The 17,268-nt window shown below is 45.1% G+C and carries 15 protein-coding genes; 6 read left to right on the top strand and 9 right to left on the bottom strand.

Translation table 11 applies throughout. From position 1 onward, the window contains the following. Positions 1 to 48: 48 nt before the first annotated feature. The 6 genes from xylA to xylB form a co-directional block, all read right to left on the bottom strand. On the bottom strand, positions 49 to 1,371 hold the full coding sequence (gene xylA, locus OV592_RS20030) for a xylose isomerase (RefSeq protein WP_016401994.1): 1,323 nt from the start codon (positions 1,369 to 1,371) through the stop codon (positions 49 to 51). 373 nt (positions 1,372 to 1,744) lie between these two features. Then, positions 1,745 to 2,473, bottom strand: a complete 729-nt coding sequence (locus OV592_RS20025; protein WP_406609781.1) for a substrate-binding periplasmic protein — start codon at positions 2,471 to 2,473, stop codon at positions 1,745 to 1,747. Between the two features lie 219 nt (positions 2,474 to 2,692). Beyond that, positions 2,693 to 4,696 (bottom strand): transketolase, encoded by a 2,004-nt coding sequence (gene tkt / locus OV592_RS20020; RefSeq protein WP_406609780.1) that lies wholly within the window; start codon positions 4,694 to 4,696, stop codon positions 2,693 to 2,695. 27 nt (positions 4,697 to 4,723) lie between these two features. Continuing rightward, the gene (tal, locus tag OV592_RS20015) at positions 4,724 to 5,683 is read right to left on the bottom strand and encodes a transaldolase (protein WP_016401990.1); all 960 of its coding nucleotides are present in this window, start codon (positions 5,681 to 5,683) and stop codon (positions 4,724 to 4,726) included. A 469-nt stretch (positions 5,684 to 6,152) separates the two neighbouring features. Beyond that, positions 6,153 to 7,367 (bottom strand): XylR family transcriptional regulator, encoded by a 1,215-nt coding sequence (locus tag OV592_RS20010; protein WP_016401989.1) that lies wholly within the window; start codon positions 7,365 to 7,367, stop codon positions 6,153 to 6,155. A 134-nt stretch (positions 7,368 to 7,501) separates the two neighbouring features. Next, entirely contained in the window at positions 7,502 to 8,953 is a 1,452-nt protein-coding gene (gene xylB / locus OV592_RS20005; protein ID WP_406609779.1) for a xylulokinase, read from the bottom strand. 284 nt (positions 8,954 to 9,237) lie between these two features. On the opposite strand from xylB, the gene OV592_RS20000 reads away from it, so the two are divergent. Then, positions 9,238 to 10,416 (top strand): DNA-binding transcriptional regulator, encoded by a 1,179-nt coding sequence (locus OV592_RS20000; protein ID WP_016401987.1) that lies wholly within the window; start codon positions 9,238 to 9,240, stop codon positions 10,414 to 10,416. A gap of 118 nt (positions 10,417 to 10,534) precedes the next feature. Further along, positions 10,535 to 11,425 (top strand): aspartoacylase, encoded by an 891-nt coding sequence (locus OV592_RS19995; protein ID WP_406609778.1) that lies wholly within the window; start codon positions 10,535 to 10,537, stop codon positions 11,423 to 11,425. A 35-nt stretch (positions 11,426 to 11,460) separates the two neighbouring features. Here the strand turns inward: OV592_RS19995 and OV592_RS19990 are convergent, their stop codons facing one another. Then, complete coding sequence (locus OV592_RS19990) at positions 11,461 to 12,009, bottom strand: TetR/AcrR family transcriptional regulator (RefSeq protein WP_406609777.1); 549 nt, start codon at positions 12,007 to 12,009, stop codon at positions 11,461 to 11,463. Between the two features lie 139 nt (positions 12,010 to 12,148). Between OV592_RS19990 and OV592_RS19985 the strand changes: the two genes are divergently transcribed. From OV592_RS19985 to OV592_RS19970, 4 genes are all read left to right on the top strand, one after another. Then, positions 12,149 to 12,775: a hypothetical protein gene (locus OV592_RS19985; RefSeq protein WP_406609776.1), complete on the top strand. Its 627-nt coding sequence runs from the start codon at positions 12,149 to 12,151 to the stop codon at positions 12,773 to 12,775. Further along, the gene (locus OV592_RS19980) at positions 12,768 to 13,640 is read left to right on the top strand and encodes an SDR family oxidoreductase (RefSeq protein WP_406609775.1); all 873 of its coding nucleotides are present in this window, start codon (positions 12,768 to 12,770) and stop codon (positions 13,638 to 13,640) included. Before OV592_RS19985 ends, OV592_RS19980 begins: the two co-directional genes overlap by 8 nt. A gap of 110 nt (positions 13,641 to 13,750) precedes the next feature. Next, positions 13,751 to 14,065 carry a DUF1840 domain-containing protein gene (locus tag OV592_RS19975; protein WP_040307216.1) on the top strand — a complete coding sequence of 105 codons (315 nt, stop codon included), beginning with the start codon at positions 13,751 to 13,753 and terminating at the stop codon, positions 14,063 to 14,065. Between the two features lie 340 nt (positions 14,066 to 14,405). Beyond that, positions 14,406 to 15,350, top strand: coding sequence for a TerC/Alx family metal homeostasis membrane protein (locus OV592_RS19970; protein WP_406609774.1), 945 nt, complete (start codon positions 14,406 to 14,408; stop codon positions 15,348 to 15,350). A gap of 54 nt (positions 15,351 to 15,404) precedes the next feature. Here OV592_RS19970 and OV592_RS19965 read toward each other — a convergent pair whose 3' ends face one another. Continuing rightward, the gene (locus tag OV592_RS19965; protein ID WP_152783082.1) at positions 15,405 to 16,046 is read right to left on the bottom strand and encodes a PEP-CTERM sorting domain-containing protein; all 642 of its coding nucleotides are present in this window, start codon (positions 16,044 to 16,046) and stop codon (positions 15,405 to 15,407) included. 215 nt (positions 16,047 to 16,261) lie between these two features. Then, the gene (locus OV592_RS19960) at positions 16,262 to 17,233 is read right to left on the bottom strand and encodes a magnesium transporter CorA family protein (protein ID WP_406609773.1); all 972 of its coding nucleotides are present in this window, start codon (positions 17,231 to 17,233) and stop codon (positions 16,262 to 16,264) included. Positions 17,234 to 17,268: the final 35 nt, after the last annotated feature.

Below are 17,268 nucleotides of genomic sequence, written 5' to 3'. Positions count from 1 at the left end.
ACGCTAAGCGTCGGCTAACTTAATACAAATAAGGAATTGTACTAGGTGTTACTTGCTAAAAATGTGTTTGTTTACAATGTTTTCTAGCTCTTCTTGACGACCTGATACGTGTTTAGGGTCAATGTTGTCGCCAATAGCTTGAGTTGCTAAAGATTCTAGGCTGTAGTCGCCAGTCATAATGGCTTTACCTAGGTCACCGCTCCAACCAGCGTAACGATCTGCAACGATGTTGCTGATTTCTTGGCTTTCAATTAGGCTAGCGGCTTTCTCAAGTGCTAATGCACAAGTGTCCATTCCGCCAATGTGGCCGTGGAAGAAGTCGGCTGGATCGATACTTTGACGACGTAGTTTAGTATCAAACATTAAACCACCATCTTTAAAGCCACCAGAACGCAGAATGTCGTACATTACCGGTGTCCACTCTTCAACACTGTTAGGGAATTGGTCAGTATCCCAACCTAGTTGCGCATCACCGCGGTTAGCATCAATAGAACCAAATAGGCCTAGTGAAATAGCAGTCGCAATTTCGTGGTGGAAAGAGTGACCCGCTAGAGTTGCGTGGTTAACTTCGATGTTTACTTTCACTTCGTCTTCAAGACCGAACTGCTTCAAGAAGCCGTATACAGTAGCTGTATCGTAGTCGTATTGGTGCTTAGTAGGCTCAGCTGGTTTTGGCTCAATTAAGATTGTGCCAGTAAAGCCAATTTTGTGTTTGTGCTCTACAACCATTTGGAACAAGCGACCTAGCTGCTCACGCTCTTGGCGTAGATCAGTATTTAGCAATGTTTCGTAACCTTCACGGCCGCCCCATAATACGTAGTTTTCACCACCTAGCATTTTGGTTGCGTTCATAGCAGTAAAGATTTGGCTCGCAGCGTAAGCAAATACTTCTGGGTTAGGGTTAGAGCCAGCGCCAGACATGTAACGTGCATTTGAGAATGCGTTTGCTGTACCCCAAAGAAGTTTCATGCCGGTTTCGTCTTGTTTCTGAGCAAGAACGTCCATCATTACTTTCATGTTTTCAGCGTACTCTTTAATAGAGTTACCTGCTGGAGCTACGTCTACGTCGTGGAACGAGTAGTAAGGCGTGCCTACTTTAGAGAAGAAGTCGAAGGCTACGTCAGCTTTCATCTTAGCCATTTCAAGCGCGTTGCCAGGCTTCTGCCAAGGACGGTCGAAAGTGCCAGTACCAAAGATATCAAAACCATCCCAGCAGAAGTTGTGCCAGTAACAAGCACCAAAACGTAGGTGCTCTTCCATGGTTTTACCCATGATTACTTTTTTCGCGTCGTAGTGACGGAACGCTAGTGGGTTAGTGGACTCTGGTCCTTCGTATGCGATTTTTTCAAACTGGTCAAAATATTGAGCCATGGAACTACTCCTAAAAAAGAATGCGTTTTCATCGGAGAACCAATCTCCTTCTGTGAGCTTATTGTTAGCCTTGCTTAGCTTTCTCTCAATTATGAAAAATGCAGACTTTTTTCAGCTATTTACTTTTCGTGCGCTAACTCGCGTTTTAAACAGCGCTTTTTTAGGAATTTTCAAAAAATCTGCAATAACATTGCGGGTGTGTGAAATTTCGTAATGCTATTTAGTGGTGTTTTAAGCGGTAAACACTGGATGAAAAGCTATTCATCTTATCTTGTATGGCATGAAAACCATGTTTTCCTAGCGGTAAATGCTGGTATGAGTTAATTGCAGCCATTCGTTGCGAGTGTTTGATTTATTGAGTGTATAGGGGCACTTAATCAGTGTTGCGCTTTAGTCCCGACAACGAGTAGGTGTTGTCTAAGTATTTGTTTTGCACTTCGCTAATGGCTCGGTTGAGGTCTTGCATAAAGCCGGGATGATGTTCCAAGTACGCCTTGGAAATGTAGATACCAAAGGGGGCGGAACGCTGCACAACTTCAATATATTCACCACTTACTAGGTTGGGGTGAACATGGCTACTTTTAAATACATCGGCCGACAAAAATGCGGCGTCTATGCGTTTTAGGTCAAACAGCAGCTGCGCAAGTTTTGTGACATTTTTTTGCTTGCCAACAACTTTGAAGTGATGAGTATTAAGCCAGCGTAAGGTGTTGGTACCTTCAATTGAGGCTACTTTTACATCGGTCTTAAAGTCGTTGGCGTCTGGATCGAAGTAACTGTCATAGCGAAAAAACCAACTCCAATTGTTGTAAACAATGGGCTTAGAAAACTCGGCGATAGCATCACGTTGGCTGTTCTGAGATGCAAAGAAAAAGCCATCGGCCACGCCATATTGCACATCGCTAAGCGCGCGTTTGTAGTTGGGCACCGGGGCCATTTTGTAGGGCTGTTCCAGCACTTGCATAATTTTGTCGACTAGAAAATTACCAGCAGCTGGTTGCTCGTCACTGGCATAAGTATAGGGAGGAAAATTTGGATAAACTAAACGTAAGGGATCCGCGTTTACTTGGCTAACAAGCAAGCTTACGATAAGCGTTATCATTACCCTTGAGAATAGCTGCAAAACAGTCCTTTTAGTTTCTTTCAAGCCCCAACAACAAGTATAGACAGCTGTTTAAGATCAGTGGTTTAGCTAGAGTAAATACTTTGGTTTGGTGAGTTGAGTCTTACTTTTTCGGCTTTGCTTGTCAATTGACATCATTTAAAGGTGAAAAAAAAGGCGCTGAATTATCAGCGCCTTTAGCTCGATAGGTAAAAAATCTTAGCTATTGAGCAAGCTTAAGCTTTGGTCTACTACGTTTTCTACAGTAAAGCCAAATAGTTTGAATAGCTCACCAGCAGGTGCCGATTCGCCAAAGCTTGTCATACCTACAGTTACGCCATCTAGGCCAACGTATTTGCCCCAGAAGTCGGCTTGTAGTGCTTCAACAGCTACACGAGCACGAACAGCTTTTGGCAGTACTGCTTCACGGTAAGCTGCATCTTGCTTGTCGAAACGCTCGGTACAAGGCATAGATACAACACGCACTTGCTTACCTTGCTCGCTTAACTTGGCTGCGGCTTCAACGGCCAGCTCTACTTCTGAGCCAGTGGCGATAAGAATAAGCTCTGGGGTGCCACTACAGTCTTTAAGAATGTAAGCACCGCGATTAATCAACTCCAGTTGCTCACCGCTACGTTTTTGTTGAGCAAGGTTTTGGCGAGAGAAGATTAACGAACTCGGGCCATCAATACGTTCTACTGCATTGATCCAAGCAGCTGCTGATTCAACTTGGTCACAAGGACGCCATGTTTCCATGTTTGGTGTTAAACGTAAGCTAGCCACTTGCTCAACCGGTTGGTGAGTAGGACCATCTTCGCCAAGACCAATAGAGTCGTGAGTGTAAACAAAAATAGAACGTTGCTTCATTAATGCTGCCATACGTACCGCGTTGCGGGCGTATTCCATAAACATTAAGAAGGTGGCTGAGTAAGGAACAAAACCGCCGTGCAAAGCAATACCATTTTGCATTGCCGACATACCAAACTCACGTACACCGTAGTGTAGGTAGTTACCTGAGGCATCTTCTGCGCTTACTGATTTAGAGCTAGCGTGGAAGGTTAGGTTTGATGGTGCAAGGTCGGCAGAACCACCTAGTAATTCAGGTAAGATTTTACCAATTACATCAAGGGTGTTTTTAGACGCCATGCGGCTAGCAATGTTTGCTGGCTCGTTTTGCAAGCGTTGCAATAAAGCTTGAGTTTCAGCTTTCCAGTTTTCTGGTAACTGGCCTTCTACGCGACGTGCGTATTCAGCAGCTAGCTCTGGGTAGGCTTTTTTGTACGCGGCAAACTTGTCGTTCCAAGCGTTTTCTTGCTCGCTGCCTTTAGCTTTGTTATCCCAAGCTTGGTAAACATCTGCTGGGATTTCGAACGCGGCGTGTGGCCAGTTTAAGAATTCACGAGCCGCTTTAATTTCTTCATCACCTAGAGGTGCGCCGTGACAATCATGCGAGCCAGACTTATTTGGTGAACCAAAACCAATAATGGTTTTAGTACAAATTAGCGTAGGTTTAGTAATGTCGGCTTTAGCCGCGGCAATTGCTGCGTTAATTTGTTCAGGATCGTGGCCATCAACATCGCGTACTACGTTCCAGCCGTAAGCTTCAAAACGTGCCGGAGTATCATCGCTAAACCAGCCTTCAACGTGGCCGTCAATAGAGATGCCATTGTCATCCCAAAACGCAATTAGCTTTCCTAAACCTAGGGTGCCGGCCAATGAACATACTTCGTGAGAAATACCTTCCATCAAACAACCGTCGCCCATAAAGGCGTAAGTGAAGTGGTCAACAATATCGTGACCATCGCGGTTGAATTGTGCGGCTAACATTTTCTCTGCTAGCGCCATACCTACAGCATTAGCAATACCTTGGCCTAGTGGGCCGGTAGTGGTTTCTACACCCGGTGCGTAACCATATTCTGGGTGTCCCGGCGTTTTAGAATGCAATTGACGGAAGTTTTTAAGCTCTTCAACTGGCAAGGCGTAACCGCTTAAGTGAAGTAGCGAGTACAACAACATAGAGCCATGGCCGTTAGACAAAATAAAGCGGTCGCGGTTGCTCCAGCTTGGGTTGCTAGGGTTATGCGCTAAATGGTCGCGCCATAGTACTTCGGCAATGTCTGCCATGCCCATCGGTGCGCCAGGGTGACCCGACTTAGCTTGTTGTACACCGTCCATGCTTAAAGCGCGGATTGCGTTAGCGTATTGTTGACGAGGGTGAGTCATCTTCTGTTTCCTAATAATTAATAAATCTTAAGCTTCTAGCGCTTCAATTAGCATGTTATCTAGCTTCACTTGGTCAACTGCAAAGGCACGAATACCTTCTGCCAGTTTTTCAGTTGCCATGGCATCTTCGTTATGCGCCCAGTAGAATTCTGCTTCGGTCATTGCAGCAGGACGGTTTTTGCTAACACCTTTATCTTGTAGGCGAACGTCTAGTTGCGCTTCGGTTTGGTCTAGCTCTTCAAGTAAGGCTGGGCCAATGGTTAGGCGGTCACAGCCGGCAAGTTCTACAATTTCGCCAATGTTACGGAAGCTAGCGCCCATCACTACAGTGTTGTAGCCGTGGTCTTTGTAGTAGCTGTAGATTTCTGAAACCGAGATTACACCCGGATCTTTAGCTCCAGCGAAGTCTGCGTTCGCGTCTTTAGCTTTGTACCAATCAAGAATACGGCCAACAAAAGGTGAGATAAGGAATACGCCAGCTTCGGCACAAGCGCGGGCTTGGGCAAATGAGAACAGCAAAGTAAGGTTACAGTTAATGCCTTCCTTTTCTAGTTGCTCGGCGGCGCGAATACCTTGCCAAGTAGAGGCCAATTTAATCAATACACGTTCTTTGTTAATGCCGGCCGCTTCGTAAAGCTCAATTAAGCGGCGTGCTTTAGCAATGCTGGCTTCGGTGTCAAATGACAAACGTGCGTCTACTTCCGTAGAAATACGACCCGGTACTAACTCAAGTACCTTACAACCAATGGTTACTACCAGTTTGTCGGCAGCCATTTCGATTTGTTCGGCTTGGTCGTTTGATTGGGTTTTAGCCCAGTCGGCTACGTCTTTAAGTAGGCTTGAGTACTCAGGTAAACCTAAGGCCTTAACAATTAACGATGGGTTTGTGGTGGCATCTTCAGGTGAGAATTTGCGCATTGTGTCTAAGTCGCCGGTATCGGCAACAACCGTGGTGTATTGTTTTAGCTGTGTAAGTAGAGAACTCATAAGATGTATAGACCCTTGTAATGAAAACTAATTGTGCGGCTTGTTTGGCGAGCCTTCATTATTGGTTGAAGGTCATTGACCAAAGCTAAGCTTCATGTCCGTATTAAAGTGCCAGACTGGCAATTAAGCGCAATTACGCTTTTTTTAGCGCTAATGTTGAATTTTCGCAGCCCTGATCCAGATCACGCTTTATTAAGCGTTTTGTTGAATTGGGCCACGCAAGCTTCATGTTGCTGTCACACTCCCTTGCATGGTGCGCTGATTTGTTGAAAAAAGAAACGCATCACCACCGCAGAGTTTTAATAACAGTGATGATGTTTTTTTGATCTTCACCAGATCTGTTGGGTTAAGTTTTTACCAAACCCTCAGCTCTTGGTTGTGCTCTGGAATAGCGTAATTACTCAACAAGCTAGGCTATCACTGCGCTTACTCGCTTATAGTGGCAGCTAATTATGCCAGCTTGATGAAACTAGGCTTGTTCGATTAACTCTTCGGTATCTTCAATAAGTGGAGCTAGCTCTCGGTTTGTTACACCCTTTTGTTCGCGCAACATGCCGGGAGTCATGTTCCAGCGTTTCTTAATTGCGCAAGACAAATACTGCGGGCTACTAAAGCCCACCACTTTAGCTATCTCACTTAAGGTTTGCTCGGTATCCACCAATAGCTCCAGCGCCAAATTAAGTTGGGTATCCAGCAAGTAGGCGTGCAGCGACATGCCTAGTTCTTCATGGAATTTGTTGTCGATAGCGCCACGAGAGCAGCCTAGTTCGGCCAGAATTTGTTTTACCTTAATATTGCCTTGGTTAATTCGAATAAGGCTTAACGCGCCCCGCACTAGGTTGTCTTTAAAATGGAAGAAGTCGGTAGAATCGCGGCCGATAACCCGTTCAGGTTGCACAAAGTGGTGGCGTTTAACTAAGTTTTTGCCATCCATTAGCGGCTGCAGTAGCGAGGCGGTTAAATACCCCATGGCACGGGTACCTTGGCGAACCGAAGTTAACGTAGGCAAGCTTAAGGTGCAGTTTAGTTCGTCATCGTCTATCCCCATGATAGAGACTTCTTCGGGGATGTTTATTTTAGCCTGCTGGCAGGCGTAGCTCAGTTGGCGAGCGCGCACATCGTTGGCAGCAATAATCCCTACTGGCTTAGGTAGGCGGCTAAGCCAATCAACTAAACACTGTAAGTCGCTGTCCCAGGTATCAATGTTATCTTTAGCGCTAAACTGGCTATAGGCGCATTGGTTACGCTCACACCAATCGCGCAGCAGCTGCTCGCGGTTGGCCGACCAGTCATTAAAGGGGCGGTTGGGGTAACCACAAAATGCTAAATGGGTATAACGGCGCATTTTTAAGAAACGAGCCGCCATATTGATGATCTGTTTATTGTCAGACATCACCACCGGGTAATCTTGCATGGTATTCGCTACGGTTTCGCTACTGGCAATGCCTACTACTGGGATATTTCGAGACTTAATCGCATCGCGAATTTCTGGGTGGTCAAAGTCGGCAATTACGCCGTCACCCTGCCACTTACTAAAATCGTCCACCGAAAATAGATTTTGTTCTCCAATGAACAAACTCCAAGGAGCACCATTTTTCACAAATGACGATATGCCGGTAATGATGCCTCGGTCGTAAGCCATGTTAGCGTTCAAAAGAAGCGCTACGCGATAGTTCTTTGCCATAGTATTTGTCTTCCGTATTACTACGTTCAATGGGCCGTGGTGAGCACATGTGATAAATGCGGATTTATCAGATGTGTTCACTTAGCTGGCAGAACAGCCATAGCAAGGCTATGGCTGTTCGTTGGGTTTATTGCTTAAAAAAGTGGTGCTAGTTTTGGGTAAAGCGCTTGGTAAGTTTCGCGGCGTTTCGCGTAAACGGCATGGCGCTCGGCATTCACTTGGTGAACTTCAACTAACTCTGGCACTGGGCAAATGGCGGCTAGATCTGGGTTCTCGGTTACCCCAAGTTGGGCTAAACGTGCAGCACCTAGTGCTGGGCCTACTTCGCCGCCTAAGCGGTAACTTACGGCTTGGCCAAATACGTCGGCCAGCATTTGACGCCAAAACTGACTGCGCGCACCGCCACCAATTAAGGTGATTTCTTCTGGTTTTAAGCCCGTTGCATGCAATGCGTCTAAGCCGTCGGCAAAGGCATAAGCCACGCCTTCTAAGACCGCGCGGCATAAATCTAAGGGGCCAGTTGAATGGGTCATGCCAAAGAATACGCCCTTAGCTTCTGGGTTATTGTGCGGCGTACGCTCACCTGATAAGTAAGGTAAAAAGTACACTGGGTTATCACTTTCTGGCGCGGCTTCTACAGCGGCTAACATGCTTGGCACGTCTGCTTGACCAGTTAAGTTAACTACCCAATCTAAACATGAAGCGGCACTAAGAATGACCGACATTTGATGCCAAGCACCTGGTAGTGCGTGACAGAAGCTATGTAAGGCTGATTCGGGGTTGCTTAGGTAACCATCACTTACTGCAAAGTAAACACCAGAGGTGCCTAAAGACAACATCGCCTGGCCAGGTTTAGTGATGCCTACACCTACAGCGCCAGCTGCGTTATCGCCACCACCTGCTACTAATGGCACGGCGGGCATGCCCCAGCGCTCGGCGAGTTCTGCTTTAAGGTTACCGGTAACCTCACTGCCTTCAAATAGCTCAGGCATGTGTTCACGGCTAAGGCCAGTGGCCGCTAGAATGTCATCACTCCAGTCGCGTTTGGCTACGTCTAACCACATGGTGCCGGCCGAATCTGACATATCAGAGGCAAAGTTGCCCGACAGCAAGTAACGCAAGTAATCTTTAGGCAGTAGTACTTTGTCTACCTTGGCAAAAATTTCCGGCTCGTTTTGCTTAACCCAAAGCAGTTTAGGCGCGGTAAAACCTGGCATCATCAGGTTGCCAACAATATCGCGAGAGTTAGGTACGATGCGCTCGATTTCTTCACACTGAGCCGCACTGCGGCCGTCGTTCCATAAAATGGCTGGGCGTAAAATTTCGCCTTGGGCATCCAGTAAGGTAGCGCCATGCATTTGGCCACTTAGGCCAATCGCTTTAACTTCTGCTAGCGAGTGCTGTTTGCTTAATGCGCTAAGTGCATCTTGAGTGGCTTGCCACCAGTCTTGCGGAGCTTGCTCAGACCACAGCGGCGCAGGGCGAGATACTGTTAAGTTTTCGGTGGCTTGGCTTAAAATGTCACCGTTTTCAGCCTGCAGCACAACTTTTACTCCAGAGGTGCCTAAATCAATACCGATATACATAGAAGTTCCTTATTGGACGCGAGCTGCTCGGCGAAACTACAATGTAATTAAGCGGCAGCAAAAGTGTTTTAAATATGAGCTCATCCTGCCGCGGATTGGAAACTTGGCTCAATTACGAAAATTACCAGAGGAATAGCGTTTTTCCATGGCGTGCCTGAGTTCACAGTTTCGTTTGAAATGTGCATGATCATAATCACATTACGATTTTTCACAGTAGCGTTCGGCCCCTTTTTTTTAGATATTAAATTAAATCTTGATTGGCACCGTGCTTTTAGGAGCCCCACATGTTTGATAAACGTTTCAAAATTACATTGTTATTTAATGCAAATAAGGTTTATGACCGTCAGATCATTAAAGGTATTGGCGACTACTTACAGGCATCACAATGTGATTGGGATATATTTCTAGAGGAAGATTTTCGCTGTCGGATCAGCAAACTACAACATTGGGTAGGCGACGGCATTATTGCCGATTTCGACGACCCAGAAATTGAAAAAGCCCTAACTGGCCTACGTGTGCCAGTGGTGGCTGTGGGCAGCTCTTACGAAAACCCAGAGCAATACCCCGATTTTCCTTACGTGGCCACCGATAACCGTGCTTTGGTTAATTCAGCCTATGAGCACTTAAAAGCCAAGGGTTTGGAGTACTTCGCTTACTACGGCATGCCGCCTAATGAGGGCAACCGCTGGGCGATGGAGCGTGAAGCTATTTTCCAACAATTGGTAGCAGGTGATGGTTACGAGTGTGCGGTTTATCGCGGCATGGAGACCACCCCAGAGTCTTGGCAGTATGCAATGAACCGCCTGGCTGATTGGATTCAATCTATGCCTAAACCGGTAGGCATTGTTGCGGTATCTGATGCGCGAGCGCGCCACTTGCTGCAAGTGTGTGATCACTTGGGGATCATCGTGCCAGACAAAGTGTCGATTATTGGTATTGATGATGAAGACTTAACTCGCCATTTAAGCCGAGTATCTTTGAGTTCGGTAGCGCAAGGTTGTCGTAAAATGGGCTTCCAAGCGGCCAAGCTATTGCACCGCCAACTGCAAGGGCAAGAATTACGTAAAGTGCGTGAGCTGGTAGGCCCAGAGCAAGTGGTTGAGCGCCAATCTACCGATTACAAAGCGCTGAAAGACCCTTACGTTATTCAAGCGATGCACTTTATTCGCCATAACGCCTGTAAAGGCATTAAGGTTGAGCAAGTATTAGATTATGTAAAAGTCTCGCGCTCAAACCTAGAAAAGCGCTTTAAAGATGATATTGGCCACTCGGTTCACCAAGAAATTCACTGTGCCAAGTTAGAACAAGCCATGAGTTTGTTGCGTAATACCGAGCTTTCCACCTCCGACATTGCGGAGCTATGTGGTTACCCTTCTTTGCAATACATGTATGCGGTATTTAAGAAAGACTTAGAGTTAACGCCTAAGGCTTACCGTATTAGTAAACAAGAGCAAGAAGAATAGTCAGCAGCAACGGCGCTTTGGCTTGAGTCAAAGCGCATTTCCTTTTAAGCTCAAGGCTGTTTGCTGTTTGCTGTTTGCTGTTTGCTGTTTGCTGGTTGGTATAAAAGGAGAGCTGCACTTGTCGAAGATTAACAATGTTGCCATTGTAGGTGGCACCCACGGTAATGAATTTAGTGGGGTGTACTTAATAAATAAATGGCAGCAACATCCTCAGCTTATTGCCCGTCCTAGCCTCAAAGTAGAAACTGTATTTGCCAACCCTAAAGCGCATGGTGAAAACAAACGCTACATTGATGCCGATTTAAATCGCCAATTTAGCGCCAGTAACTTGGCTGATTTTAGTTTGGCCAATTATGAGCAATCACGCGCTAAAGCGCTGCACCAGCAGCTTGGCCCCAAATCAAAACCGAACATGGATTTGGTTATCGACTTGCACAACACCACCTCTAACATGGGACCTACCCTTATCTTGTTAGAGCAGACGTCTTTCTACAAACAACTTGCCGCTTACGTCACTATGCAGATGCCAGAAGCCGTAGTGTTTCTGGATGAGCCGGAAGAAGATATGTGTAATCATCGCTTCCTCGCAAGTTGTGGTAAATATGGCGTTTTAATTGAGGTAGGGCCGCAGCCGCAATCGGTGTTGCGCCAAGATGTGCTAGAGCAGATGGAGCAAATGACCGGGCATATTCTTGATTTTGTAGAGCTGCATAATCAACAAGATTTACCCGAGCTACCTAAACAAGTTGAAGCCTTTTTGTATCTCGATAGCATTAAGCTGCCGCTTAACGACAAGGGTGAACGACTAGCGATGGTGCACAGCAATGTGCAAGACAATGACTACCAGCCAATTAATACTGGTGACCCTATTTTTAGAACCTTTACGGGCGAAGACATTTGTTATCAAGGCGAGAAAACAGTATATCCAGCGTTTATTAACGAAGCGGCTTATTACGATAACGACTTAGCCATGTCCTTGCTGGATAAAGTGTATTTGGAGCTTGAGTAACACCACTTAACAAGAGCGCTAATTTGGCGCTCTTGTTAGTTGTTTAGTTGCGCACTCACCATCTTTATTATGTAGCTTTTCTCTAAGGGTTTTCCTGCCATTATTTGATGGTTTAGCAAGCCCAGCATAAGCGTGTAAAGGCTATCTTTAGCTTCTTCTGATACATAGCTTGCCAGAAGCTCTAAGTAGTTCTGATTAGCCAGTTGCATGCATGCATCGTTGGCCACATTTGCCTCACCAATCACTTCAATATAGTCGGCAACAAGTTGCATTTCTTTGAAGAATCGCGGCGCCATTTGCCGAAATATAATGACAAAGTTTTCTAAGCGCTGTTCAAGCTTGGCCTGGGGCGCTAGTGGTGCATCGATTAGCGCTGATGCATCAACACTTACAATGGCTTCGGTGGCTGCAATAAAAAGCTGATCTTTGCTTTTGTAGTAGTGATAGACAGCGCTTTTGCTCATGCCTAGCTGTTCACACAGTTGGCGCATTCCAATATTTTTGTAGCCATATTCGAGAAATATCTCTGTGGCTTTTAACGCAATCTCTTTGCGCTTTTCATCGTGATTTATCAGCTTTGGCATTTGATTCTCTAGCTCTTTGTTACGCCTAGCACTATAACATGGGTTATTTTTTTAGACCATTTGGACAAAATAAAACTTTACCTTTGTGTGGATTGGTTTTATTTTAAAAAGACCGAGTGGTCTAAATAGGGTGAAGGTTATGAATATTGATTGGCAGCTGCCCGAATTGAGAGCAGGCGTGAAGGGGAAAGTTGATAGCTTTATTGGTCCTGGTGCTACTGATGCGGAGAAAGCTTTGCAACTGTATGTACCTTTTGTATCGAGCGCAGCTCTGCTGTTGTGGGCATGGTATGGCGATCTGGGATGGAGTGTATTTCAGTTTGTTGTGGCGGGTATGCTTGCGGTTGATATTGTTGGCGGCATTATTACTAATGCTACTTCCAGTGCTAAGCGCTGGTTTCATCGCGATGGACAAGGCTTTAAACAACATATGAGTTTTATAGCTTTGCATTTTGTGCAGCTAAGCCTATTCAGTTGGGCTTTTCTGCAGCTGGATGTGTGGTGGGTTTTGCTAACCGGTACTTATATGCTTGTCGCTTGTGCGTGGGTATTAAAAACGCCGCTGTATTTGCAGCGTCCGGTGGCCTTGATCTTGTATTCGTTTGCGCTGGTTCTTACCTTAACCGTGTTTGATGCTCCGCCGGGGTTAGCGTGGTTTCTGCCTTTGTTTTATCTCAAACTACTCATTAGCCATATATTGCGAGAAGAGCCTTATCGCCCTGACTTAGAAACTAAGCAAAAGGTGGAGAATAAAACCGATGGATAAGGGGCAAAAAGTATTGTTGGTTGGGGCCACAGGTTATTTAGGTCTGCACATTGTTGAGCAGCTATTGACCAACAATATAGATTTTAAAGCCGTTGCGAGAAACCGCACTAAGCTGCTGGATAAAGGTGTACCCGAGCAGCACATTATTCAAGCGCAAGTCACCGAGCCAAAAGCCATAAAAGGCATCTGCGACGATGTAGATGTGGTGATTTCCTGTTTGGGTATTACTCGACAACAAGATGGCCTGACTTATTTGGACGTGGATTACCAAGCCAACTTGAATCTTCTGTTAGAAGCGGAACGAGCGGCGGTCAGTAAATTCATTTATGTCTCGGCTTTTAATGCAAAAAAGTATCCGCAAGTGCGTTTGTTGGCGGCTAAAGAGAAGTTCGCCAAGCGCTTATTAAGCTCTTCATTGCTGCAAGGCTGTGTGCTTAGGCCAAATGGCTTTTTCTCCGATATGACAGAACTGTATCGTATGGCAGCAAGCGGGAAAGTGTACATGTTTGGCAATGGCGAGGTGCGAGCTAATCCTATTCATGGCAAAGATCTAGCAAGGTTTTGCATCGATGCAATAGCTCGGCGTGAATCAGAATTAGACGTAGGCGGACCTGAAGTATTGTCGATGAACCAGATGGCTCTATTGGCATTTGAAGCGCAAAACAAGCCGTCAAAATCGATTAAGCTTCCAGATTTTATCCGGCGCATTGCTCTTAGTTTTGTTAAGCGACTTCCAGAGAAATGGGGCGGACCAGCAGAGTTTTTTCTTACCGTGATGGGGCAAGATTCCATCGCGCCCGCTTTTGGACAATATACCCTGGGTAATTATTATCGTGATGAGCTAAGTGCGAAAACAAAACCATAAAGGGTTTAATTGTAGTGTGTTAAGCAACAATGTCGTTTTGCTTAAAGAAAGCATTAGCGATTCGTTTTATGCTGCTAGCCTTGTGTTGATTTATTAATAGGTAAATACCCATGTTAATTACATTCAGATGTAAAGCTTACGCAAATGTCACCATGTTTGGCGATATTGGTTTAGCGCTGTTAAAAATGATGGGACACAGTGGCAGTGTGCCGGGAGCGATACGGGCCGAAGATGTTGCCGAAGCGTTAAGCCAATTAAAAGCTGAGCTAGAGCTTGCTGCACAAGCTCAGGCAGAACAATCTAACGCTGATGAGAACGACGCCGAATTGGAACCTGTGATTAGTTTAAATACTCGTGCTCAACCTTTAATTGAATTACTCAGCTCAGCGCTTAAAAAACAGTGTGACGTTATGTGGGATAGCTGATAGCTAAGTTTAGCGGCGCGAAAATGCTCCTATTTAGTGACCTAATGTGCTGTAAGTTAATGAAAAATAAGTCTTAAATTATAGTCTTATTTTTAAGCAAAATAACTCTAGCGTGAGGCAAGTTTTAGGCGTAATATCGCGGCGTCTTGGGGAGTAGTTGATGAAAATTTGCATGTCGTCATCCCGTTAGGTGTCTTACCTATCCGGCATGCGAAGGTACCGAGAGGTATCTCGACGAGACCAACACAAAGGTGCTTAGCCAAAAGGTTAAGCGTGTTTGTTTGTGAAGGTCTAGGCATTATCCCATAAAGACTAGATCCTTTGCCCCTGAGGATCAGTAATGAACTCTATCACTTACTTTGTATTTGCACTCGCCACCTTGGCGTTGGTGCTAGTGGACGTTTGGCAAACTCGAAATGGCAATATCAGCCTTAAAAAAGCCGCTCTGTGGAGTGTGTTTTGGTTTGCCTTAGCTTTGGCGTTTGCCCTTTCTATACTGTGGTGTTGGCAGTGGTATGCGCCAAACAGTAGTTATAATCCGCAACAGGCAGCAATGGCTTTTAGCACCGGTTACTTATTAGAAAAGTCGCTAAGCGTAGATAATCTATTTGTATTCACTGTGATATTTTCCCAGTTTAAGGTGCCCGCTGAGTTGCGCCCTCGTGCTTTGTTGTGGGGAGTGATTGGTGCACTGTTGTTACGCAGTGTGATGATTGCAGTTGGCAGCCAATTGTTAGCAAGCTTTCACTGGGTATTGTATGTATTTGCGGCCTTTTTAGTGTGGACAGGCATACAACTAGCCTTGCCAGAAAAACACTCCGATAGCCAAATTCAAACTAATAAGCTGCTGGCAAAGATATTGCCGGTGACCGATCAGTATCATGGCCATGTCTTGTGGGTGAAACTGGATAACAAACGCTGGTTTACTCCTATGGCGAGTGTGATTAGCGCCATTGCTTTGATGGATGTGTTGTTTGCGCTGGACTCAATACCGGCTATTTTTGCTGTGACTCAAGAGCCATTTTTGGTATTAGCCGCTAACGTATTTGCCTTGTTGGGCCTGCGCTCCTTGTTTTTTGTATTGCAGGGCATGATAGATAGGTTTGTATATTTGCGCCCAGCATTGGCAGTAATCATGGTGTTTATTGGGGTGAAAATGGCTTTAGTTGAAACGGTGTGGGCGATCCCTACAGCAGTGTCTTTGATTGTCGTTTTACTGGTGATGGCCAGTGCGGTATTGGCATCAATTCAGCGTAATAGGCGAGTAAGTGCTTCGTCAAACTAAATAACAAGAAACCCGCCTTGAAGCGGGTTTCTTGTTGGTGAATAGCGGTTATGTTTAGCGCTGTTTACGTCTAAACATTAGACCGGCAAAAGCTAAACCGAAAATAGCTAAAGTGCTAGGTTCTGGTACCGAAGTCACAGGAGAAAATGAGCTAACATCAAAGGCCACTTCGTTAATGTTACTTGAGTTACTGTGGATAGATAGATGTTCAATTCGGACGTAGCGGCCAATACCATCTAGCAAATCAAATACTTGACCAGTAGCTTGGTCAAAGTTGGCGGTGAAAGAGCCTAAATCAAGCGCGCTAGAAAACGCTGCGTTATCGTCAATTAACACTCTGAAATCTTTAACACCAAAGATGAAATTGGCATTCCATAGTGCAAAACGGTGAAGGTTATAAACTGCACCTAAGTCAAAATCGGTATAGCCTAAGGTATCGGTTGCGCCCCACCACTGGTTCGGTGCGGTATTAATAACCGATTGGCTACTTGGATTGTAGGTATCAAAGTCAGTTACACCACTTACAAAGGTAGTATTAAGGCCCGATTGATCAATCGTATTGTTAATATCTCCAGCAAAGCGAGTGCCCATATTAGTACTAACATCTACTGCCGAAAGAATCACGCCAGCTTGCGCCGATAGGTTGGTAAGTAATCCAAATACTAAACTACATAGTATTAACTTAGCTTTTTTCAATTTCTTTATCCCTTGTTTGGCTAAAAATCACATCTTTAGATGTGATTTCGACAGCAATTTTTAAGCCAATAAAAAATTACTTTTATTTCATGACCTTATGCTATTTGACATATGATTGAGAAAAAAGATGTAAAGAAACCTGACGTGTTACTTTTGGGGTAAGTAGATGATTTGGATGCACATAAGTAGATGGTAGCACTGCGGCTTACGGCAGCCTAAAACCAGCGCTTCCATTTAAATATGGCAATTAGTGATACTGCAATTAACAGCATTGTGCCTAGCAAAATGAAGTAGCCATTTGGGTGATGAAGTTCGGGTATCACTTCAAAATTCATTCCGTAAATGCCGGCTAAAAAACTTAAAGGGACAAAAATGGCGGTAATTAAGGTTAATACTCGCATGGTGTTGTTAAGTTTGTGCGAACTTATCGATAAGTAACCATCCACTAAATCACCGCAAATGTCGTAATACATGCTGCTAAGGCTATGCAAACGTTCGAAGCGCTCGTGTAAGTCTTGCAGCACCGGTTGGTCTATCGCTATGTGGTTTACACTTTGTTCTTGCTCGAGATGCAGTAGCTTTTTACTTAGGCTGAGGTGGTAACTAAAAATTCGGTTGAGTCGAAGAATGTCGGTTTTATAGCGAGTAATTGTGCTGAGTAATTGGTCGTCTCCATGACTACTTAATTGCTCTTCTAATTCACTTAGTTGGTCTTCAAACTCTAGCAACTGGTTTAAATACAAGGTTGAGGCACTGTGCATTATTCGGCTGGCTAAACTTAATGGGTGCTGTAAGTATTTATGAAAGGGCTGTTGTAACAGGTTTTCTATGCCCTGCGACTGACCATCGTGCAGAGTAATGAGATAGTTTTTGCCTACAAACATGGCCAGTTGCATATGCTCAAATTTTAAATCACCAATACAGTGCTGAATGCCTCGATAAAGCATGAATATTTGTTCGTCAAACAGCTCTATTTTCGGTGGGTGACGGGGGCGAAAAGTATCGATTATTGCTAAAGGGTGGCACGCAAAGCGTTTTAGTAATTGCTCGGCTTTGGCATGGCTAAAGCTGCGCAAGTCAATATCAATCCAGATATAACCAGCTTCTTGTTCTAACCATGGACCAATTTGCTGCTCGTCGCCCTGTATCGGCGCATCGCCTTTATGACTTAACCAAGTTCTAATCATTGTGTGCCTTTTAGCTATTTAGTTGCATTTTTTGT

The sequence above is a fragment of the Agarivorans sp. JK6 genome, from assembly GCF_045277145.1.
Taxonomy (GTDB): domain Bacteria; phylum Pseudomonadota; class Gammaproteobacteria; order Enterobacterales; family Celerinatantimonadaceae; genus Agarivorans; species Agarivorans albus.
This window is presented reverse-complemented; position numbering and strand designations above follow the sequence as displayed.